The sequence below is a fragment of the Sphingobacterium sp. Ag1 genome, from assembly GCF_000988325.1.
Lineage (GTDB): Bacteria > Bacteroidota > Bacteroidia > Sphingobacteriales > Sphingobacteriaceae > Sphingobacterium.
Genome location: NZ_LBGU01000037.1, coordinates 1 through 21,521 on the forward strand (window position 1 = coordinate 1; position 21,521 = coordinate 21,521).

A 21,521-nucleotide genomic window follows, 5' to 3' on the forward strand; every position below is an offset into this window, starting at 1 on the left:
GATGGATGGATGGATGGATCGTTAACTTGTATTAATAACTGGGGCTGATTGATAAATAGCAATACTGAAATAGAAAATATATGCAAGCATAGTAAATATTTTGTATATTTATTCAGAAGCTATGCATGCTATAGCCGTATAGTCATCAACGATTATGCGTGTTATGTATGACGATTGCCAGTGGTGGAAAAGAATTGAAAGCCGTACTTACATCGTTTAAACAAGCGATCTGATCACCAATAGCAGGGAAAATTGAAAGAATTAAGTTCATAAAATAATAGACCCATGAAGAAAATTATGATGTCATTCATAATGCTGCTGACTACAGTGGCATTATTTGCGCAGACCGATCCCATTATCGGAAAGTGGGAAAACCCAAGCGGCGAAGGTCGTGTTGAAATTTACAAGAAAGGCGATAAGTTTTTTGGAAAACTCTATTGGCTGAAATTTCCAAATAATGAAGCCGGTCAGCCCAAGAAAGATATAAAAAATCCAGATAAAGCATTGCAGAGCAGAAATGTGCAAGGGCTCGAAATCTTGACCAATTTTGATAAAGATGGCAATACCTATGTTGATGGAAAGATCTACGATCCGAAATCGGGTAAAACGTATAGCTGCAAGATGACCTTAAAAGGAGATAAACTTGATATCAGAGGCTATGTCGGTGTGAGCTTGCTTGGACGCACCGAGACATGGAAAAGAATTAATTAAGGCAGGAAATGGCCACAAAATCAATGTAATCCGCTTGCATGGATAGGTCAGATTCCATCCAAAAGGCAATTTATTTCTTGGAAGTAAATTGCCTTTTTGGTTTTGTGCTGGAATTACAGTATTTTCATCCCTACAAATTATAAATACCAGCTCTATGGCCGTAAAAATGTCTTATGTTGAAAATGTCAAGCTTGCACTACAGTCCATTGTAGGGAATAAGCTGCGGACATTTTTAACAGCACTGATCATTGCCATAGGGATGATGGCATTAATAGGAGTATTGACCTCGATCGATGCCATGAAAAACTCACTGACAGATTCCTTTTCATCCATGGGGTCAAATTCCTTCAACATACGCAACCGGGGATTAAATGTCCGGATCGGTAATGAAGGGACTCGCTCAAAAGTCTTTGCTAATATTACCTATGCACAATCTGCAAGATTCAGACAGGATTTTCACTTTAATGCGCTGACATCGATCAGTGCCAATGTAAGCTGGAATACGACCGCAAAATATCAATCCAAAAAAACAAACCCCAATATCGGCCTGATCGGGACAGATGAAAATTATCTGCAGACATCAGGGTATGTTGTTAGCGAAGGCCGTAATTTTTCTACACGGGAGGTTGAAACAGGTAGTGGCGTGATTATCATCGGTAGTGAAGTGAGTAAAATGCTATTCAACGAAATTATTGATCCAATAGGGCAGTTTATTACGGTTAACAATATCCGCTATTTGGTGATAGGAGTCTTAAAAAGTAAAGGTTCTTCTGCCGGGATGGGCGGGGATAGAGCCTGCTTTATTCCCCTGGTCAAGGCCCGGGCAGTGATGCAGGGTACCGAGCCCTCCTATGTGATAACTGTTTCTTCCAATGATCCCATGCGATTGGAAGCCGCAATCGGCGAAGCTACCATCGTCTTTAGAAACATCCGCGGATTGACATCACGGCAGTCCAATGATTTTGAAATCACCAAATCAGATGCGGTTGCCCAGATGCTGATGCAAAATATGGCCATGGTTACTTTGGGAGCCGTGGTGATTGCTTTTATAACCCTTGTGGGTGCTTCAATCGGATTGATGAACATTATGCTAGTCTCGGTTACTGAACGTACCCGGGAGATCGGCATACGCAAGGCGATCGGTGCAACACCGAGTGTTATACGGAAACAATTTTTGATGGAAGCCATCGTGATCTGTATGATCGGTGGTGTGGCCGGAATCTTTATTGGTATCCTGATCGGTAATATCCTGGCGCTACAGCTCGGCACATCCTTTATTATACCTTGGGGAGCGATTATTTTGGGTTTTGCGGTATGTGGACTCGTTGGTATGCTATCGGGCTATTACCCCGCCTCAAAAGCATCTAAACTGGATCCCGTCGACGCGCTTCGTTACGAATAACCCTTCATTTATCTAGCTGCCTGTATGTGCGATAGACTGACCCTGTAACGACCGTTCTTTGGCAGCAAGCGGATTGATGGCAGCAAAGCGGATCGATGACAGCAGGAAATTGAATCAGCTGGAAAAAGGAATTTTATGCAATCGGTTTAATGTTACCAAATCATTGATTTGGGGTGAATTCTCCGTGAATAGCCCTTTTCTCGAAAGGTAAAGCAACTTATTCCAATGAAAAAACTGTAATATTGTATAAAAAAATAAAATCGAATTATGTACAATACATTACAACCAGTTTTAGAAAAGGAATTGGAAGCAATCAAAGAAGCGGGATTGTATAAACAAGAGCGTGTAATCGTTACGCCTCAAGGAGCAGACATCAAAGTGAGTACAGGACAGGAAGTTGTCAATTTTTGTGCTAACAATTATTTGGGTCTGTCTTCGCACCCCAAAGTAATCGAAGCAGCTAAGAAAGCGATTGATACACATGGTTATGGAATGTCATCCGTACGTTTCATCTGTGGAACCCAAGATGTGCATAAAGAATTAGAAGCAAAAATTTCAAAGTTCCTCGGAACAGAAGATACTATTTTATATGCGGCAGCATTCGACGCGAATGGTGGTGTGTTCGAACCCTTATTTGGTGCTGAAGATGCTATAATTTCTGACGAATTGAATCACGCCTCTATCATTGACGGTGTTCGTTTATGTAAAGCACAACGTTTCCGTTATAAAAATGCAGATATGGCTGATTTGGAAGCACAATTGCAGGCTGCATCCGGTGCTAGACATAAAATCATTGTTACAGATGGCGCGTTTTCGATGGATGGATCTGTAGCTCCATTGGATCAGATCTGTGATCTAGCGGATAAATACCAGGCGCTAGTGATGATCGATGAGTCGCACTGTACTGGATTTATCGGTGCAACGGGACGTGGTACACACGAGCTTTTCAATGTTATCGATCGTGTAGACATTATTACGGGCACTTTGGGCAAAGCCTTAGGCGGTGCTTCTGGTGGTTTCACTTCCGGTAAAAAAGAAATCATCGATTTGTTACGTCAGCGTTCACGTCCATACCTATTTTCTAATACCCTGGCACCAGCAATTGCAGGAGCTTCTGTAGCGGTTTTAGATATGCTGAGTGAGACAACTGCATTACGCGATAAATTGGAATCAAATACAACTTATTTCCGTGAAAAAATGACAGCTGCTGGATTTGATATCAAACCAGGTTTCCACCCAATCGTGCCTGTAATGCTTTATGACGCGAAATTAGCGCAAGAATTCGCATCCAAGATGTTGGACGAGGGAATTTATGTGATTGGTTTCTACTATCCTGTTGTACCTCAGGGAAAAGCCCGTATCCGTGTACAGATTTCGGCAGGACACGAAGTTGCTCACCTGGATAAAGCAATCGCCGCCTTTACCAAAGTAGGTAAAGAATTAGGTGTAATTAAATAAAATACACATAGTTATAAATTTTATGGTGCAAAATGTTTATCTTTGCACCCTAAAATTTTATAAAAATATTCTTGCTCAATGCAAAACATTAGAAACATTGCGATCATCGCTCACGTCGACCACGGTAAAACTACGCTTGTAGACAAAATTTTATATTTTACCAATCAATTCAGAGAAAATGAAAATGCTGGTGAATTAATCCTAGACAATAATGATTTAGAGCGTGAGCGCGGGATCACTATTGTATCTAAAAACGTATCAGTAACATATAAAGGTGTTAAAATCAACATCATCGATACCCCAGGTCACGCCGATTTCGGTGGTGAAGTAGAGCGTGTATTGAAGATGGCTGATGGAGTAGTGCTATTGGTCGATGCTTTCGAAGGACCAATGCCTCAAACACGTTTCGTTACAGGTAAAGCTTTGGGATTAGGTATCAAACCTATCGTCGTTGTCAATAAAGTCGATAAAGAAAACTGTCGTCCTGAAGAAGTATACGAACATGTTTTTGACCTATTCTTCAACTTAGGTGCTACTGAAGAGCAATTGGACTTCCCAGTATTGTACGGTTCTTCAAAACAGGGATGGATGTCTACAGATTGGAAAAATCGTACTGAAGACTTCACGGACTTGTTGGAAGCCATCATCAAATATATCCCTGCACCAGAAGTATCTGAAGGTACTTTGCAAATGCAGGTAACATCGTTAGATTATTCGACGTTCGTAGGACGTATCGCTATCGGTCGTGTTGCGCGTGGTACGATCAAGGAAAACCAACCGGTTTCTTTGGTGAAACGTGACGGAAAAGTTGTGAAATCACGTGTAAAAGAACTACAGGTATTTGAAGGCCTTGGCCGCATCAAAGTGCCTGAAGTAAATGCAGGTGATATCTGTGCCGTAGTAGGTATCGAAGGTTTCGATATCGGTGATACCATTGCAGATTTTGAAAATCCAGAGCAATTGGAAGTTATCAGCATTGATGAACCAACAATGAACATGTTGTTTACCATCAATAACTCTCCTTTCTTCGGTAAAGAAGGTAAATTGGTAACATCACGTAACATCTACGATCGTTTACAAAAAGAGTTGGAGAAAAACTTAGCACTACGTGTCGTTCCTACAGAATCTCCAGATGCTTGGTTGGTATACGGACGTGGTATCCTTCACTTGTCGGTATTGATCGAAACAATGCGTCGTGAAGGTTATGAGTTGCAAGTAGGCCAGCCACAAGTTATCATCAAAGAAATTGATGGTCAAAAATGTGAGCCAATCGAAGAACTTGTTGTTGACGTTCCTTCTGATGTGTCAGGAAAAGTAATTGAGTTGGTGACCCAACGTAAAGGTGAGTTGTTGATTATGGAAGCTAGAGGAGATATGCAACATCTTGAGTTCTCTATCCCTTCTCGCGGTATCATCGGTTTACGTAACAACGTGTTGACAGCAACAGCTGGTGAAGCTGTTATGGCACACCGTTTGAAAGGTTACGAGCCTTGGAAAGGTACAATTCCTGGTCGTTTGGCTGGTGTATTGATCTCTTTGGATACAGGTTCAACAACAGCATACTCCATCGATAAGTTACAAGACCGTGGTCGTTTCTTCGTAGATCCAGGTGTGGATGTATATGAAGGACAAATTTTAGGTGAACATATCCGTGACAATGATTTAACGATCAACGTTACCAAAGGAAAACAGTTGACAAATATGCGTGCTTCTGGTTCTGACGACAACGTACGTATTGCACCAGCAATCAAATTCTCCTTGGAAGAATGTATGGAGTATATTCAAGCTGATGAGTATATTGAGGTGACACCGCAATCAATGCGTCTACGTAAAATCTATTTGACTGAAAACGAGCGTAAAGTAAACGCGAAGAAATTTCAATAGTCCATAGCGAAAAGCGATAATAAAAAAGCCTTCGAACATTGTTCGAAGGCTTTTTTATTTGCCTGTTATTTGTTTTCTGCGCCAAATAGCGCTTACAATTTTACTTTTTTGTTCTTACCTCTGCTGCACGGTACGTGTCACCGTCCGTTGTGTAGATTTTGAACTGCACATCATAAGCTTCCGGTACATAAACCACAATCGGCATTCTGCCATTGTAACGTACAGTCTCCGGTTGTGCCGAAACAAAAAGGTTTCTTTTTTCTTTGTCTGGACAAGCCATCATGGTGCTGGCAACATTGCCATTTGTTTTGAATACATAATAGTCATAACCCCAGCCTTGAAGATCCTTTTTCTCCAACGTGCCCGATAGGTTAAAGGAGTTACATCCATCTACTTCCATCCATTTACCTACCGAAAATTCTATTTTTTTGTTTTTATCGCTTTCTGAATAGGGAACTTCGATCACCATTTTTTTATATCCTTTTTCGGGGCTCGGAAAAATGCTTAAGTCTATTTTGTCGATAACCATTTGCGCTTTACTAATAGTTGTTGAGGATACTAATGCAATTACTAATAGCATCATTACTTGAAATACATTTTTTTTCATATCACTGTTATTTGATTTTTAAAGGCATATTTGTTATTCATCTGTTTTGTGTTTTTCAGTCAATAATATCAATATGCCTTAATTAATTTGTTGTTTAAACGCTGTGTCTACAAAAAATGCTACATTTTTATAGAAGATTAACACCTATAGGACTATATTGTTTTCGAAAGGATTAATTGTAAATCGAAAAATATCAAAAAATAATTGTTTGGTAAACTAAATGAAATATTATGTTTTGCATTATAAGCAGAGTTTAAAATTAGTGATTTGCCAGGATGAACCCTTTTGGTAAACTTTAGCCAAGTTTAGAACGGCAGCTCTTTTTTTGAAATTCAGGTGATAGAAAACCGAATAGCTTTTTAATTCGCAGGAATATAATCAGCCAAGAATACGTAACTTTGTGTGAGATAAGGATTATTATGAGTAAACAGGTGGAGCACACTCCAAAAGAATATATTCAGATAAAGGGTGCAAGAGTTAATAACTTAAAGAATATTGACGTTGATATCCCAAAAAATAAATTAGTTGTTATCACTGGAATGTCGGGCTCAGGAAAATCATCCTTAGCTTTTGATACGCTCTACGCCGAAGGACAACGACGTTATGTCGAGAGTCTTTCTTCGTACGCACGACAGTTTATGGGACGGATGAATAAACCGGAGGTGGATTACATCAAAGGTATTGCTCCAGCGATTGCCATAGAACAACGCGTCATTACGTCCAACCCTCGCTCGACGGTGGGGACATCCACTGAGATCTACGATTATCTGAAATTGTTGTATGCCCGGATCGGCAAGACAATTTCTCCTATATCGGGCCGCGAGGTGACCAAAGATAGTGTGAGTTCAGTGGTGGATTTTGCGTTGAATTTAGCGGAGGGGACAACCGTGACACTTCTTGCACCGCTTATGCCTTCACACGGACGTAAGCTCAAGGAAGAACTGTCGCTCCTGTTGCAGAAAGGTTTTGTGCGTGTCTTCTATGGTGATAGTATGCAGAAAATCGAAACTATTATCGATGATAAGTCCATCGCCAACAAAGACCTCCAGGATGGTGAAGTACTTATTGTCGTCGACCGGGTTCGCATTGAACAGGACGATGATACCGTCAATCGACTTTCTGACTCGGTCCAAACAGGTTTTTTCGAGGGTAAAGGCGAGCTCTATATGGAGGAAAATGGTCAGCGACATCATTTCTCCCATAAATTTGAACTTGATGGAATAACCTTTGAAGAACCTACACCAAATTTCTTCAGTTTCAATAATCCTTATGGTGCCTGTCGCCGATGTGAAGGTTACGGGAAGATCATTGGTATTGATCCCGATCTTGTTATTCCAGACAAGAGCCGATCGGTTTACGATGGCGCGATTGCACCTTGGCGAGGAGAGAAAATGGGCGAGTGGCTACAGAGACTTGTCAAAAGTTCACTGAAATTTGATTTTCCGATACATCGTGCATACATGGACCTGACTGCGGCGCAGAAAGAGCTACTGTGGACGGGAAATCAATATTTTGAAGGCCTTACCCAGTTCTTCGAAGAACTTGAAGCCCAAACCTATAAAATTCAATACCGTGTGATGTTATCGCGCTACCGTGGGAAGACCGATTGCCCGGATTGCCGCGGTACCCGATTGCGAAAAGATGCTACCTACGTGAAAGTAGGGGGCAAGTCTATCACCGATATCGTATTGATGCCGCTTGAAGAAGCCTTGGATTTTTTTAAAACTTTACCGCTGGTCGGCAATGAGCTGGTCATTGCCAAAAGACTTCTTGCTGAAATTAATAACAGGTTGCAATTTTTGTGCGATGTTGGATTAAGTTATCTGACGTTGAACCGGCTGTCGAATACCCTTTCAGGGGGTGAGTCGCAGCGGATCAACCTGGCCACTTCATTAGGGAGTTCGCTCGTAGGTTCTATCTATGTGTTGGACGAACCCAGTATTGGGCTCCATCCACGTGATACACAGCGCCTGATTTCTGTACTGAAATCCCTCCGCGATGTTGGCAATACGGTTGTAGTGGTCGAGCATGAGCAGGAAATGATGGAAGCTGCCGATTACCTGATCGATATCGGACCAGAAGCGGGAATTAATGGCGGCGAGATGGTCTTTGCGGGTACATATCAACAGATTCTGAAAGATACAAAAAGTCTTACGGGTCAATACCTCAGTGGTAAAAGCCAGATTGAGGTACCCCAAAAACGTCGTCCATGGTCCAATAGTGTAACCATTAAAGGGGCACATGAGAATAACCTCAAAGGGATTGATGTACAATTTCCATTGAATACCTTTACTGTGGTAACGGGTGTTTCGGGATCAGGTAAGACCTCGTTGGTCAAACGTATCCTTTACCCGGCACTGCAGAAGTCGATCGGCAATTACTCTGGCGAGCAGACGGGCGTCTATGATGCGATTGAGGGAGATATTACCCAGGTTGAACAAGTTGAAATGGTCGATCAAAATCCAATCGGTCGTTCTTCGCGATCCAACCCTGTTACTTACGTGAAAGCCTGGGATGAAATCAGGGCCTTGTATGCCAATCAGGCGCCAGCCAAAGCTGCTGGATTGAAACCTGCTGCATTTTCATTTAATGTTGAAGGTGGACGTTGTGATGTTTGTCAGGGCGAAGGTGAAGTTAAAATTGAAATGCAATTTATGGCCGATATCGTTCTGCCATGTGAGGCCTGTGGAGGGAAACGATTTAAACAATTTGTGCTTGATATACATTACAAGAACAAGTCGGTCGCAGATGTTCTCGAGCTGAGTGTTGATGAAGCGATTGTATTCTTTGAAGACCAGCCTAAAATATTGGCTAAATTGCAGCCTTTACAGGATGTTGGATTAGGCTACGTTAAGCTCGGGCAATCGTCAAGTACATTGTCTGGCGGTGAAGCACAGCGGATTAAACTGGCCTCTTTCCTCATTAAGGGTAATAACAGCAAGAAGACACTTTTTATCTTTGATGAGCCAACAACAGGCTTACATTTTCAGGATATTAAAAAGTTATTGAAATCATTTGATGCACTGATTGCCCTAGGCAACAGTATATTGGTGATCGAGCACAATATGGATATGATCAAATCGGCAGATTGGGTGATCGATATTGGTCCTGAGGGTGGAAATAAAGGCGGAAAGCTAGTCTTTGCGGGTCTTCCGGAAGAACTTATCCATTGTAAAGATTCTTATACAGGTCAATTTTTAAAAGCACATTTAAAAGATTAAACCCTACTTTAGCGAAGTGAAGTAATCGATATCAGGAGACTTGGGCTACCAATAAGTTACGATTTATTGTTCCTTTTGTTAAGGCCTGATGGAATACTTTACACGAAATAAAAAACTAATATTTTAATACTTAATACGATTATGATTAAAAGATTTTTTTTAAGTGTCGTCCTTGGAATAGCAGCACTTTCGTCCATGGCGCAGCAACCGGAAAGACCAAAATTGGTTGTCGGCCTGATGGTGGATCAAATGCGTTGGGATTATTTATATCGTTTTGCGGATCGATATGGAAATGATGGTTTCAAACGACTTTTGAAAGAAGGATTTTCCTGTGAAAATACATTGATTAATTATATTCCGACATACACAGCCATTGGGCACAGTTCGGTATATACAGGCTCAGTTCCCTCCATACATGGTATTGCGGGCAATGACTGGATCGAAGAACAGACGGGAAAGAATATGTACTGTACGCAGGACGATAATGTTGTCGGTGTAGGGACTACCGCCAAGGAAGGGCAGCAGTCCCCACGTAATTTGCTTGCGTCGACTGTAACGGATCAATTGAAACTCGCTTCTAACTTTAAATCGAAAGTGATCGGTATCGCGATTAAAGACCGTGGTGGTATTCTGCCTGCGGGGCATTTTGCTGATGCAGCGTATTGGTTCGAAGCAAAATCAGGTGATTGGATCACCTCTAATTTCTACATGGATAAACTGCCAAAATGGGTGGTAGACTTCAACAAGAGAAAATTGGCCGAAAAATACCTGAAAGGCGACTGGAAGCCCATGTATGATATCAGCACCTATGCTGCCAACAGTATTGCAGATGATAATATCTACGAAGGTAAATACCCTGGCGAAGAAAAACCGACTTTGCCGCGCGCGACTTCTAAGCTGATGAAAGACGAAGGCTATGAGCTCATCAAAACCACACCAATGGGAAATCAGTTTACCTTGGATCTGGCAATGGAAGCAATCAAAAATGAACAGATGGGAAATAACCCAACTAAAAATACCGACTTCCTTTGTGTGAGCCTTTCAGCAACAGATTACGTCGGACACCGCTATTCATTGACAGCAGTGGAGATTGAAGATATCTACCTGCAGCTTGATAAACAACTTGCCGATTTCTTCAACTATTTGGACAAGACCGTGGGTAAAGGAAACTATACCTTCTTCCTGACTGCAGATCATGGGGCTTCTTATAACTCTCGGTTCTTTATGGACATGAAAGGAAATGGCGGTTATTTCTATTCCCGTCAGATTATCACAGGACTTAACAAAACCCTTAAAGAGAAATTTGGACAAGAGAAGCTGGTGACAAGCTTGATGAACTATCAGGTGCATCTCGCTAATCAAAAGATTGATTCGTTGAATTTGGATCGTGAAAAAATAAAAGAAACCATCATTCGTGAACTTCGCCATACAGAAGGTGTCGCTTATGTGGCTGATATGGAAAAAGGAGAAAGTCTGATGATTCCGGCGCCTATTCGCGAGAAAATGATCAATGGTTACAACTTTAAACGTAGTGGTGCAATTCAGATTGTTTGTGAACCGCAATGGTATGACGGTACGCCGCGCTCGACTGGTACAACACATGGTACCTGGTCTGGCTATGATTCCCATATTCCGTTGGTATTTATGGGCTGGGGAATTAAACCAGGTGTATCTAATACAGAGGTGCATATTGTGGATATTGCACCGACAATCTCTTCGCTATTGCACATTACTGAGCCCAATGGTAGCATCGGCAAACCGATCACGGCGGTGCTGGGTCAATAAGGAGACTGTTGGTACCTGCTAAATCTGGCAGGTTTTATTCTATTGAATAAAAAACGTAAATTTGCAATTCAACAGGGGGTAAACAAACTATGCTTTCCAAAAAAACAAAATATGCAATAAAAGCACTGATGGTGCTTGGTCGTAATTACGGTAATGAGCCGATGCAAATCGTGAAGATTGCGCAGGAAGAGAATATTCCAAAAAAATTCTTGGAACAAATTCTGCTTGAAATGCGAAATGCCGGAATTCTCTACAGCAAAAAAGGTGCTGGCGGTGGTTATAGCCTTAATAAAGCTCCCGAAGATGTTTTTTTATCGCAGGTAATGCGCCTGATCGATGGACCCATAGCCTTGCTCCCCTGCGTGAGCTTAAACTTCTACCGCTCGTGCGAAGAGTGTACCCAAGAGCATGCCTGTGGCATACGCGATACGTTTGTAGAAGTGAGAAATGCCATGTTGCAGATTTTAAACGATACAAGTATTGCCCATTTAATCAATAAGGAAAAAGAATTGAACCTGAATGTAGATTAAAGGAAATAAAATATATTTTTCTATTTATACTGGAGGCGTAACAAATAAGTTACGCCTCTTTTTTTATGTGCTGAAATAACTGGTATATAGTCGATTGTGGCGTTTTATTGGAAAGATTTAAATTTATTTTATTAATTATACAATTATTTAACATTATTTTACGAATTTTCCGTAGCAACATATCTATATTTACCCCGACAATATATAAACGAAATTTTATGAAACTAACCTATTCCCTAGTTTTGTTTCTTTTATTTTCTGTTCTGGGTTCCAAGTCCTATGCACAACATAAACTTGTGGGATCGGTGGCAGATATCAAAGATCTTGCAAAACTACATCAAGCTTCAATCGCGCTGCTCAATCCCAAAGATTCGATTTTGGTTAAATTTGGCCGGACGAAGGAAAATGGAACATTCCAAATTGCTAATCTAGACACAGGTACCTATAAAATGGTGGTTTCCTATCCACAGTATGCTGACTTGGTAAAGGATATCCATGTGGCTGCCCAAGACTTAGATGTCGGTATTGTAAAGCTATCCAAGGCAGCTCTACTGCTGGAAGAGGTTCAGGTAAATGGTAAAATTCCGGTGGTGATCAAAGGCGATACAATAGAATATGATGCAGGTAGTTTTAAAGTAGAGAAGGATGCTAAAGTGGAAGACCTGCTGAAGGTATTACCGGGTATTACAATGGATGGGTCAGGCAAGATCATCGCGCAGGGGAAGGAAGTGAAAAAGGTGTTGCTTGACGGTGAAGAGTTTTTTGGCGATGACCCAACGCTGATTACCAAAAACATCCGGTCAGATATGGTCAGCAAAGTACAGGTTTATGAAAAGAAATCGGATCTTGCCGTCCGTACCGGCGTGGATGACGGAGAACGTACACAGACAATTGATATCAAGCTCAAAGAAGATAAGAAAAAGGGAATGTTCGGTCAGGCTGTTGCGGGAGCTGGTACAGACAACTATTATGGCGGAAAAGTCATGCTCAATAAGTTTAAGGGCTCGCAGAAAATTGCTGCTTATGGTATTTTGGCCAATGATGGAATGGTCGGATTGGGGTTTGAAGATAGCCAAAAATATGGTGTGGGCGGAAGTAGCAATGTGCAGATGATGGACGGCGGAGGCATTATGATTTCCTCTGGCGGTGATGGTTCTGATGGGGGATGGGACGGTAAATATTATGGTGGCGGCGTTCCTAAGGCTGTCAACATGGGAGCAAGCTATTCAGATAAGTCCAAAGATGATAAGCATAAGATAAATGTCAACTTCAAGCGGAATCAGATCAATGTCAACAATACAAGTACATACAACGCACAGAATAACCTTCCTGAACGCGCACAGGTAGATAATAATGTGACTAAATCCGAGAACGAAAACAAATCCAATGTTGCAAATTTAAGATATGATCTGAAGTTAGATTCACTTTCCGATTTGACCGTTAATATGGGCTTCACCAAGTCAAGTCGTGATAACTCCTCCAATTCTGATGCTGATCAACGCACGTTGGACGGAACCCTGATCACAAAGACGACCTCGAAAACCGATTTGAATGGCGATCAGGATCGATTTAACGTCAATGCGATGTTAACACGTCGTTTCAAAAAGGAACGTCGCTCTGTTACATTTAATGTAAATGCAAATACCGATCAAAATAGGTCCAAAACCCAATATTTTTCCGAGAACTTCTTCCAAAGTTCGGGTAATACGACCTTGATCGATCAATATAAAAATGATAAGCTGGCAAACAATGCGTACGGGGCTTCAGTAACTTATTCTGAGCCTTTGTCGAAACGACTGACTGCCGCTGTTGGGTATTCATTCAATAGCAATAAATCGGAAACACTCAATCAATCATTCGATAAAGATCCTGTTACAGGTAAATACACTGTCCTGGATCAAAATCTATTAAATGATTTCGATTTCTCCAGTTTGAAAAATGGTGTCAACGCCTCCTTGAATTATAAGTCTAGCACTCTAACGGTCAATTTAAGCAATAGAGTGGATTTTGAGGATGTAAAGAGAACCTATAACAACCTCAATACAACATTACAACGCAATCAGACGTCGATTAACCCAAATTTCTCGGTGAATTACAAACTTTCGAAGAGCAAAAATTTAGGATTTCGTTATAGCGGCCGCACTAGCCAGCCTTCGTTGACGCAAATAGAGCCATTGAAACAAAATTCCCAGCCACTTGTAGAATATTTGGACAATCCAAACTTAAAGGCCGGTTTTAACAATTCTTATTCGATTAATTACAATAGTTATAAGCAGTTGAAAGATCAGGGATTCTATTTTTATGCGAGTGCAGATCAGGGTAAAAAGAATATTAATACCAATGTACGCTATAACCTGGACGAGGGTACGCAACAAATTTCCTACGTCAATATTGATAAGGATAATTGGCGTATTTATGGTAGTGGATCTTACGGTTTTGTGCTACAAAAGAAATGGGGACTGAAGATGAATATTGGTATCAACGGTCAATATAATAGTCAATTCAGTTATTTATCATCGTATAACGAAGAACCAAAGCTCAATAGAAATCAGACGAAGAGTATAACACCTGAAATAGGTTTTAATAGATATAAGGCAAATAAGATGGACTTTTATATTTCGTTGATGCCTGGGGTCGAGCAAATGAGTTCTTTTTTACAGCCCGAGTTGAATCGAACGACCTTTAAGTTTGCGTCTTATTCGCAGTTTACGTATTATCTGCCAAAAGACTTTAAAATTTCCCTGTCGACAAACCAGAATTATCAGGCCGCGACGAAAACGCTTGAATCCATTAATATCATTAATATGAATGGGTATGTCTCTAAGAAATTATTGAAAGATAAGTCCCTGGAAGTTCAGGTATTTGTCAACGATATTTTGAACAAAAATAATGGAGTGTATCGTTATCAGAATGGAACTTCATTTATCCAGACCAGCGACAACGTATTGCGTCGGTATGGAATGCTAAAAGTAATCTACAATTTTACAACAATGAAAGGAGATGCCAAATGAGTAAGTATATCAAGCTGATGGTTTGGGTATTATTGCTGTGCGTGGGTACAGCCCATGCACAACATGCTTATTTTCCGAGCAGCGGAACGGTGACTTATGAACGGAAGTTTCATGTGCAGAACTTCTTAAAACGTAATTATCTCAGCAAGCCAGATTTAGATACTTGGGATAAGCTGATGGTCGACAATGCCGTGAAAAATGGGCCTACCGAGGTGGTGACCCATCATATTTTGAAATTTTACGATAATGAAACCTTATTTGAAACCGTTCAGGAGGATTATCCGGCGACCTATCGTAATGTGACCAGGTATAATTCTATTCTACCCGATTCAAAAACATACATTAATTTCCAAAATCAGGAGTTTTTAAAGCTGCTCCCTTTTGGAGATGACCAGTTGTTGCTCAAAGATTCTTTGCCTGTGGTTAAATGGAAATATACGGATGAATACCGAAATATTGCGGGATATGATTGTCGGAGAGCCAATGGAATTATTCAAGATTCGGTCTATGTAGTAGCCTTTTTCGCGGGACAAATTCCTGTCTCGGGTGGTCCAGAGCTTATCCATGGGCTCCCCGGGCTGGTGATGGGGGTATCCATCCCGAGCATGAATGTCAATATGTTTGCTACAAAGGTAGAGATCACCAATACGCCAGTTTCAAATGTACTCACTAAAAAGAAAAAAGTTGTGGCAGAATCCAGAACGGAGATCATAAAGAAGCTGAAAGACACCGTTTATGATTATCTGGATGAGAAGGATTTTAAGAAGCGATTGCAGAGTATACTCTTTTAGGGGGTAATCTTGTCCCGTCGAGATTATAAAAAAGCCTGTTCATACGAACAGGCTTTTTGTATAAAAGGAATGCCGGTTTTATATTAACGTACCGTACTTCCTACTTTAATGGTTGTATCTGGTTTGACAAAATCCAATCGTCCATCAGCGTCTTCTGCCATCAGGATCATTCCCTGCGACATAATTCCTTTGATTTCACGAGGTTCAAGGTTGACCAAGATAGATACCTGACGGCCTACGATTTCCTCAGGACTGAAGAACTCTGCGATACCCGAAACGACAGTGCGTGTATCTAAGCCGGTGTCTATCGTCAATTTTAACAATTTCTTGGTTTTGGCAACTTTTTCAGCGGCTGCAATGGTTCCGACACGGATATCCATTTTAACAAAATCATCGAAGCTGATGTTTTCTTTCGCAGGAGCAACCTTGGCATTATCGGCAAGGTTTTTCGCTTTTGCTTCGGCAAGTTTGTTGAGCTGGAAGTCGACTTGCTCATCGGTTATTTTGTCAAATAACAATTGCACTTCACCCAATTGGTGTCCAGTTTGGATCAATGTATCCGAACCTGCGTCATTCCAGTTTCCCTGAGGGAAATTGAGCATTTCAAATAGTTTGATTGCTGTTTTTGGTAAAAATGGTTGTGCAAGAACTGCAAGATTCGCAACGATTTGAGCGGCTACATGTAAGATTGTTTTGACACGTTCCTCATCTGTCTTGATGATCTTCCATGGTTCTTCATCGGCAAGATACTTGTTGCCCAGACGAGCTACATTCATAAATTCTGCCAATGCCTCACGGAAGCGGAACTGCTCCAAAGACGATTTAATAGAAGCAGGGTATGCTTTTAGTTCATCCAGTACCGCTTGATCTACAGCTGTCAGTGGAGAGCCATTCAATACTTTGCCATCAAAATATTTGTGGGAAAGGACCAATACACGGTTGACAAAGTTTCCAAAGATCGCCACAAGTTCATTGTTGATCCGAGCTTGGAAATCTTTCCAGGTAAACTCCGCATCTGAAGTTTCCGGTAAGATGGATGTCAATACATAACGCAATTCATCCTGTTTATCCGGGAATTCCTGTAGGTATTCATGTAACCAAACGGCATGGTTTCGAGAAGTGGACAGCTTATCGCCTTCCAGGTTCAGGAATTCGTTGGCCGGAATATTTTCTGGTAAAATATAGTCGCCGTGTGCATGAAGAATCGCCGGGAAAATAATGCAGTGGAAAACAATATTATCTTTTCCAATAAAATGGATCAGCGTAGAATCGTCTGCTGGGTTTTCATGGGTTTTCCAATAGTCTTCCCAGTTTTTACCATGATCCAAAGCCCATTGTTTTGTTGCTGAGATATAACCGATAGGCGCATCTAACCAAACATAGAGTTTTTTACCCTCTGCTTCAGCCAAAGGCACATCAACGCCCCAGTCCAGATCTCTTGTCATTGAACGCGGCTGTAAACCGGATTTAAGCCACGATTGACACTGGCCAAAAACGTTGGACTTCAGGATATTTTTCTTTCCTTCGATCAGCCATTTTTCAAGCCAAGGCTGGTATTTGTCCAATGGAAGATACCAATGTTTTGTTTCTTTCAAAACCGGTGTCTTTCCGCTCAATGTTGAAATCGGGTTGATCAGATCTGTTGGGCTAAGTGATGTTCCACATTTCTCACATTGGTCACCATAGGCACCTTCGGATTTACAATTTGGACAAGTTCCCGTAATATAGCGGTCGGCCAAAAACTGATGGTATTCCTCATCGTAGTACTGCTCCGAAAATTTCTCGACAAATTCACCTTTGTTGTAAAGATTCAAGAAGAAATCCTGCGATAACTGGTGATGTATGGGCTCCGATGTACGGTGATAGATATCGAAAGAAATACCAAACTCCTCAAAGCTTTCTTTGATTTGTTTGTTGTATTTGTCAATGATTTGCTGTGGGGTGATGCCCTCTTTTTTTGCACGGATGGTAATCGCCGCACCATGCTCATCTGAACCACATACATAGACTACATCTTTTTGATTTAGACGCAGATAACGGACAAAGATATCCCCTGGGATATAAGCTCCGGCAAGGTGTCCAATATGTAAAGGACCATTGGCATAAGGTAATGCCGATGTGATGGTATAACGTTTTTTATCTAGAATACTCAATGCTTGAAAGTATATTAAAGTGTGTACTTGTTTCCTTTGGCAAACTTAGATAAATTGCTGTTTATATGCAATATAAATGCATGTCATATCGAACAATTTATTCTTGAATTCTTGTTTTGGCTGATTTCTATGATTACGGCAACTTGATTAAAATACGCTGCTATTTAACGTCTTGTTATCGTAGAAATATTATTCAACATAGCGGTAGAAAACTTAGATAAATTTACGTTTATTTGTACATATAAGCACCATATATCAAGTATATTTCTAATCGGACTTTGCAATATAGAGGTCCTTTTTTTTGAAAGTGTTTGATGTTATTGGCCAGAAAGATTCTTCAGTTCGCTTGTATAGCTGTTGATGTCTTCGAAGTCATGAAGTTTTTGTTTGATCATTAGCGATAAAAAAATATGTCCAAAATTCCTGATTTTCTGAAAGAAGGCGATAAAGTCGCTATTGTTTGTCCTGCGAGTTTTATACGTGGATCCATTGATGTTGGCATAAAAACATTAGAGAGTTGGGGACTGGAGGTTGTCATTGGTAAGACTGTTGGAGCATCGTTTCATCAGTTTGCCGGAGATGACAATTTACGCACCGCCGATCTGCAGTGGGCGCTGGATGACCCGTCGATTAAAGCTGTTTTTGCGGCGCGCGGAGGTTACGGCTGTGTTCGTATTGTCGACGAAATCGATTTTTCAAACTTTGAAAAAAATCCCAAGTGGTTGGTGGGTTTTAGCGATATAACCGTATTGCATAGTCATATCCAACGCAATTATAAAATTGCAACAATACATGGACAGATGCCCAAGTCTTTTGAAACGGGGACAACAGCCTCTTTGGAAACCTTGAAAAATGCATTGTTTGGCCATAATATGGACTTTGCCTACGAACAGACATTGTTCCCCAATCGTGCGGGTACAGGCGAAGGCAAATTGATCGGCGGAAATTTAGCCATCTTGCTTTCGGTACTTGCTTCCGATTCGGATGTCAATTACAAGAATAAAATTTTATTTATAGAGGACGTAGGGGAAGCCTATTACTCCATCGACAGAATGCTATGGGCATTGAAGCGTGCTGGGAAACTCAAAAAATTGAATGGTCTCCTAGTAGGGGGCTTTTCCGCCATGAAAGACAATGATCCAGCTTTTGGGCAAAGTATAGCGGAAATTGTATGGGATAAAGTGAAAGAATATGATTTTCCGGTAGCATTTGGTTACCCCGCAGGGCATATTGATGACAATCACGCCCTCATGTTTGGGCGAAAAGTAACATTGGAGACGACAGAAAATTCTGTTCAGTTAACCTATTTGTAGGGATAACCGAACAGCATCTGGCTGCATCATTTATCTGCAGATTATCCCGAATGTACAGGGATGACCATCATGGCAGCCTGACTCTTCCAGGCCATTTTTTGCGCAATACTCGTATTGAAAATTCGGCTTAATAGACCCTTGTCCCGATGGAAAGTGACCATCATGTCGATATGGTTTTCGTTGATGTATTGGTTGATCCCTGAAGCAATGTCCGCATGGAGGATATAGCTATAGATGGGATGATAAGGAGCCAATAAGTCCTGCATGATCGTTATTTCGGCATTTACCGCTTTATTTGCAGGATCTTCTTTGGTCACATGGACGACATAGACCTCACTTTTACGTAATACTTCCGACGCATTCACCAGGAGACGGTTTAATTTTAGTTTGACTTCTTTGAGATTGGTGGCGATCAACATCTTTTTGGGTACCCTAAACTCTGCCCGTGCGGGGACCACCAGTAATGGCGTGTGACAATTTTCGATCAGCTTGAGGGTATTACTTCCAAGAAGCAGTTTCTTTAAGCCACTTTTACCTGCAGTTCCGACGATGACAAGGTCAATGTCCTCCTCAGCACAGGTCCGGTTTACACCATAGCTAAGTTCATATTCTTCAAGAACTGACTTCCAGGCAATACCCTCAGGGAAAAGCAACATCAGTTCCTGCTGCCAGGTATTGAGATCCTTTTGTTTTTCTTCCAGGATTTCTGAATTGCTTATGACAACAGGTTCGGTACCTACGGTGGGGATTAGTTCGTATGTATGGTATAGGACAACCTTTTCAATACCCCAGAGTGGAGCTAATTGTGCGGCATAGCGGGCAGCAGCATAGGCATTGTCCGAAAAGTCTGTTAACAAGAGTAGGTTTTTCATCCTTATTAGTTATTTGTTTATCCATAATCCGCAGCTAAGGATTTTTACGCTGTCTTAGACATTCCAAAGCATCATAATCGGGTCTATAGCTATTAAATTACGCATTAAGTATTATAAATGCAATAGCTTTATTTATAGGATGGGTGCTGGGAGGCGTTCAATCTAAATAATTTCACTAATTTAGGGTGATTGGTAATTTAAGTTTTAATAATTTAACCGTTTTTTATGGCAATTTGGAATTCATTGGGTAAATATCGCGATACAGGACTGTTGATATTACGAGTCGGACTGGGGGTGATGATGATCATGCACGGTCTTCCTAAGTTACAGGGCGGCCCTGAGCTCTGGGCTGGGGTTGGTAAATCAATGGGTAATATCGGTATTCATTTTATGCCTACTTTTTGGGGCTTTATGGCTGCTGCGACCGAAACTGTTGGTGGTCTATTTTTACTGCTGGGACTCTTTTTCAGACCAGCGGCATTATTGCTTGCATTTACGATGGTCATTGCTGGATTAATGCATCTTTCTAAAGGGGATGGTATCTCTGGTGCATCCCATGCGATTGAGCTTTGCTTTGTGTTTTTAGGACTTATCCTTATTGGGCCGGGTAAACATTCGGTTGATAAGAAATAAGAGAATCCCAAAGGAAAGACTTCCCGGGGGAAGAACTATACGACAAAAGCCGCAATTTAAGCTAGATTGCGGCTTTGTTATTTTTTCTCCTACGACCTATCCATGGGGATAACCAGCAAGTTGGCGGCGCCATTCCAGGCAATCTTTTTAGATATGCTTGTTTTGAATAGGCTCGCTAATAGGCCTTGCTTTTTATGAAATGACAGTATGAGGTCTATGTGTTTCTCTTTGGCATATTCTTCAATACCTAGTGTAATATCATCATGGCTGATGTAATCGTAAATCGGATGATATTTGTCTAAGCGCTCATGGAGATGCTTTAACTCTTGTGCCAAGTCGGCGGCCGAACCTTCTTTTTTAGCAACATTCAACACATACAATTGTGCATTGAAGGTATCTAAAACCTGATCTAAGTTGAATAAATCCAATTTTCGGTCTACCTCTTTCAAGTCGGTGGTCGCCAACACATTTTTTGGGACGGCCGGATTTACTTTATGGGAAACAATAAGCATGGGCTTATTGCAGATGTCCATCAGCGTAATGGCATTACTTCCGACCAGGATCTTAGCAAAACCTGTTTGTCCGGTGATGCCCAATGCGACAAGGTCGATGTCGTGCGACTTACACATGTCATTGACTCCTATCGGCAAATCAACATCTTCCATCTGATGCGTTAATTCCACTTGGGGTGGGAACAACAGTCTGATTTGATCAAACCATGCTGTGAGTTCTTTCTCTTTGGTTTCTTTAACCTCATCATTGACAATGACAATAGGTTCGTTATTGACAATGGTAACACTATTGTAAGTATGGTAGACAATAACCTTTTGCGTTTTCCAGGCTTCTGTACACAGCGCAACTTGTTTTGCTGCCAGAAGAGCATTTTCTGAAAAGTCAGTTAACAGGAGGATACGTTTCATGATGTTCTTTTTTATACGTTTAACTTCTATAACCTGGTTGGTGCATTCTGTCCTGCCAAATCTTTAGCGTATGAGCTAAGGGAATCATTTGGACTTCAAGCAGTACCGGTATATTACTAAAACAATGAATGTAGCGATAAGTTACAAAGAAAACGTGAATTTAATGTTAAACTCTCCCTATTGTGATGAGGGTCATAAAAAAAGGCAACCGCAGTTACGGTTGCCTTTCA

Annotated in this window: 15 protein-coding genes; 11 read left to right on the top strand and 4 right to left on the bottom strand. The window is 41.1% G+C overall.

From position 1 onward, the window contains the following. Positions 1-285: 285 nt before the first annotated feature. From AAW12_RS11380 to typA, 4 genes are all read left to right on the top strand, one after another. Positions 286-711 (top strand): DUF2147 domain-containing protein, encoded by a 426-nt coding sequence (locus tag AAW12_RS11380; protein WP_046673759.1) that lies wholly within the window; start codon positions 286-288, stop codon positions 709-711. A 154-nt stretch (positions 712-865) separates the two neighbouring features. After that, positions 866-2,113 (top strand): ABC transporter permease, encoded by a 1,248-nt coding sequence (locus AAW12_RS11385; protein WP_046673760.1) that lies wholly within the window; start codon positions 866-868, stop codon positions 2,111-2,113. A 267-nt stretch (positions 2,114-2,380) separates the two neighbouring features. Next, on the top strand, positions 2,381-3,571 hold the full coding sequence (gene kbl / locus AAW12_RS11390) for a glycine C-acetyltransferase (RefSeq protein ID WP_046673761.1): 1,191 nt from the start codon (positions 2,381-2,383) through the stop codon (positions 3,569-3,571). 78 nt (positions 3,572-3,649) lie between these two features. Continuing rightward, complete coding sequence (gene typA / locus AAW12_RS11395) at positions 3,650-5,455, top strand: translational GTPase TypA (protein WP_046673762.1); 1,806 nt, start codon at positions 3,650-3,652, stop codon at positions 5,453-5,455. Between the two features lie 100 nt (positions 5,456-5,555). Here the strand turns inward: typA and AAW12_RS11400 are convergent, their stop codons facing one another. Continuing rightward, entirely contained in the window at positions 5,556-6,062 is a 507-nt protein-coding gene (locus tag AAW12_RS11400; protein ID WP_046673763.1) for an ecotin, read from the bottom strand. Positions 6,063-6,481: 419 nt separating this feature from the next. Between AAW12_RS11400 and uvrA the strand changes: the two genes are divergently transcribed. The 5 genes from uvrA (at position 6,482) to AAW12_RS11425 (ending at position 15,400) form a co-directional block, all read left to right on the top strand. Continuing rightward, entirely contained in the window at positions 6,482-9,283 is a 2,802-nt protein-coding gene (gene uvrA / locus AAW12_RS11405) for an excinuclease ABC subunit UvrA (protein ID WP_046673764.1), read from the top strand. A gap of 141 nt (positions 9,284-9,424) precedes the next feature. Beyond that, complete coding sequence (gene pafA / locus AAW12_RS11410) at positions 9,425-11,068, top strand: alkaline phosphatase PafA (RefSeq protein ID WP_046673765.1); 1,644 nt, start codon at positions 9,425-9,427, stop codon at positions 11,066-11,068. A gap of 89 nt (positions 11,069-11,157) precedes the next feature. Then, the gene (locus tag AAW12_RS11415) at positions 11,158-11,598 is read left to right on the top strand and encodes an RrF2 family transcriptional regulator (protein WP_046673766.1); all 441 of its coding nucleotides are present in this window, start codon (positions 11,158-11,160) and stop codon (positions 11,596-11,598) included. A gap of 218 nt (positions 11,599-11,816) precedes the next feature. After that, positions 11,817-14,609 (top strand): outer membrane beta-barrel protein, encoded by a 2,793-nt coding sequence (locus AAW12_RS11420; protein ID WP_046673767.1) that lies wholly within the window; start codon positions 11,817-11,819, stop codon positions 14,607-14,609. Then, positions 14,606-15,400, top strand: a complete 795-nt coding sequence (locus AAW12_RS11425) for a GLPGLI family protein (RefSeq protein ID WP_046673768.1) — start codon at positions 14,606-14,608, stop codon at positions 15,398-15,400. The genes AAW12_RS11420 and AAW12_RS11425 overlap by 4 nt, the downstream gene beginning before the upstream one ends. Positions 15,401-15,483: 83 nt before the next feature. Here AAW12_RS11425 and metG read toward each other — a convergent pair whose 3' ends face one another. After that, a complete protein-coding gene (metG, locus tag AAW12_RS11430; protein ID WP_084823146.1) occupies positions 15,484-17,553 on the bottom strand; it encodes a methionine--tRNA ligase in 2,070 nt (689 codons plus the stop codon). 410 nt (positions 17,554-17,963) lie between these two features. Between metG and AAW12_RS11435 the strand changes: the two genes are divergently transcribed. Further along, positions 17,964-18,866 (top strand): LD-carboxypeptidase, encoded by a 903-nt coding sequence (locus AAW12_RS11435; protein ID WP_046673769.1) that lies wholly within the window; start codon positions 17,964-17,966, stop codon positions 18,864-18,866. A 41-nt stretch (positions 18,867-18,907) separates the two neighbouring features. Here AAW12_RS11435 and AAW12_RS11440 read toward each other — a convergent pair whose 3' ends face one another. Continuing rightward, positions 18,908-19,738: a universal stress protein gene (locus tag AAW12_RS11440; RefSeq protein WP_046673770.1), complete on the bottom strand. Its 831-nt coding sequence runs from the start codon at positions 19,736-19,738 to the stop codon at positions 18,908-18,910. Between the two features lie 225 nt (positions 19,739-19,963). On the opposite strand from AAW12_RS11440, the gene AAW12_RS11445 reads away from it, so the two are divergent. Then, complete coding sequence (locus AAW12_RS11445; RefSeq protein ID WP_046673771.1) at positions 19,964-20,371, top strand: DoxX family protein; 408 nt, start codon at positions 19,964-19,966, stop codon at positions 20,369-20,371. An 89-nt stretch (positions 20,372-20,460) separates the two neighbouring features. Here the strand turns inward: AAW12_RS11445 and AAW12_RS11450 are convergent, their stop codons facing one another. Beyond that, positions 20,461-21,291, bottom strand: coding sequence for a universal stress protein (locus tag AAW12_RS11450; protein WP_046673772.1), 831 nt, complete (start codon positions 21,289-21,291; stop codon positions 20,461-20,463). Between the last annotated feature and the right edge of the window lie 230 nt (positions 21,292-21,521).

Excerpts from the sequence above, each read along its gene's own strand:
- AAW12_RS11380 (WP_046673759.1), top strand. The coding sequence starts at position 286 with ATGAAGAAAATTATGATGTCATTCATAATGCTGCTGACTACAGTGGCA.
- AAW12_RS11385 (WP_046673760.1), top strand. The coding sequence starts at position 866 with ATGGCCGTAAAAATGTCTTATGTTGAAAATGTCAAGCTTGCACTACAG.
- kbl (WP_046673761.1), top strand. The coding sequence starts at position 2,381 with ATGTACAATACATTACAACCAGTTTTAGAAAAGGAATTGGAAGCAATC.
- typA (WP_046673762.1), top strand. The coding sequence starts at position 3,650 with ATGCAAAACATTAGAAACATTGCGATCATCGCTCACGTCGACCACGGT.
- AAW12_RS11400 (WP_046673763.1), bottom strand. The coding sequence starts at position 6,062 with ATGAAAAAAAATGTATTTCAAGTAATGATGCTATTAGTAATTGCATTA.
- uvrA (WP_046673764.1), top strand. The coding sequence starts at position 6,482 with ATGAGTAAACAGGTGGAGCACACTCCAAAAGAATATATTCAGATAAAG.
- pafA (WP_046673765.1), top strand. The coding sequence starts at position 9,425 with ATGATTAAAAGATTTTTTTTAAGTGTCGTCCTTGGAATAGCAGCACTT.
- AAW12_RS11415 (WP_046673766.1), top strand. The coding sequence starts at position 11,158 with ATGCTTTCCAAAAAAACAAAATATGCAATAAAAGCACTGATGGTGCTT.
- AAW12_RS11420 (WP_046673767.1), top strand. The coding sequence starts at position 11,817 with ATGAAACTAACCTATTCCCTAGTTTTGTTTCTTTTATTTTCTGTTCTG.
- AAW12_RS11425 (WP_046673768.1), top strand. The coding sequence starts at position 14,606 with ATGAGTAAGTATATCAAGCTGATGGTTTGGGTATTATTGCTGTGCGTG.
- AAW12_RS11435 (WP_046673769.1), top strand. The coding sequence starts at position 17,964 with ATGTCCAAAATTCCTGATTTTCTGAAAGAAGGCGATAAAGTCGCTATT.
- AAW12_RS11440 (WP_046673770.1), bottom strand. The coding sequence starts at position 19,738 with ATGAAAAACCTACTCTTGTTAACAGACTTTTCGGACAATGCCTATGCT.
- AAW12_RS11445 (WP_046673771.1), top strand. The coding sequence starts at position 19,964 with ATGGCAATTTGGAATTCATTGGGTAAATATCGCGATACAGGACTGTTG.
- AAW12_RS11450 (WP_046673772.1), bottom strand. The coding sequence starts at position 21,291 with ATGAAACGTATCCTCCTGTTAACTGACTTTTCAGAAAATGCTCTTCTG.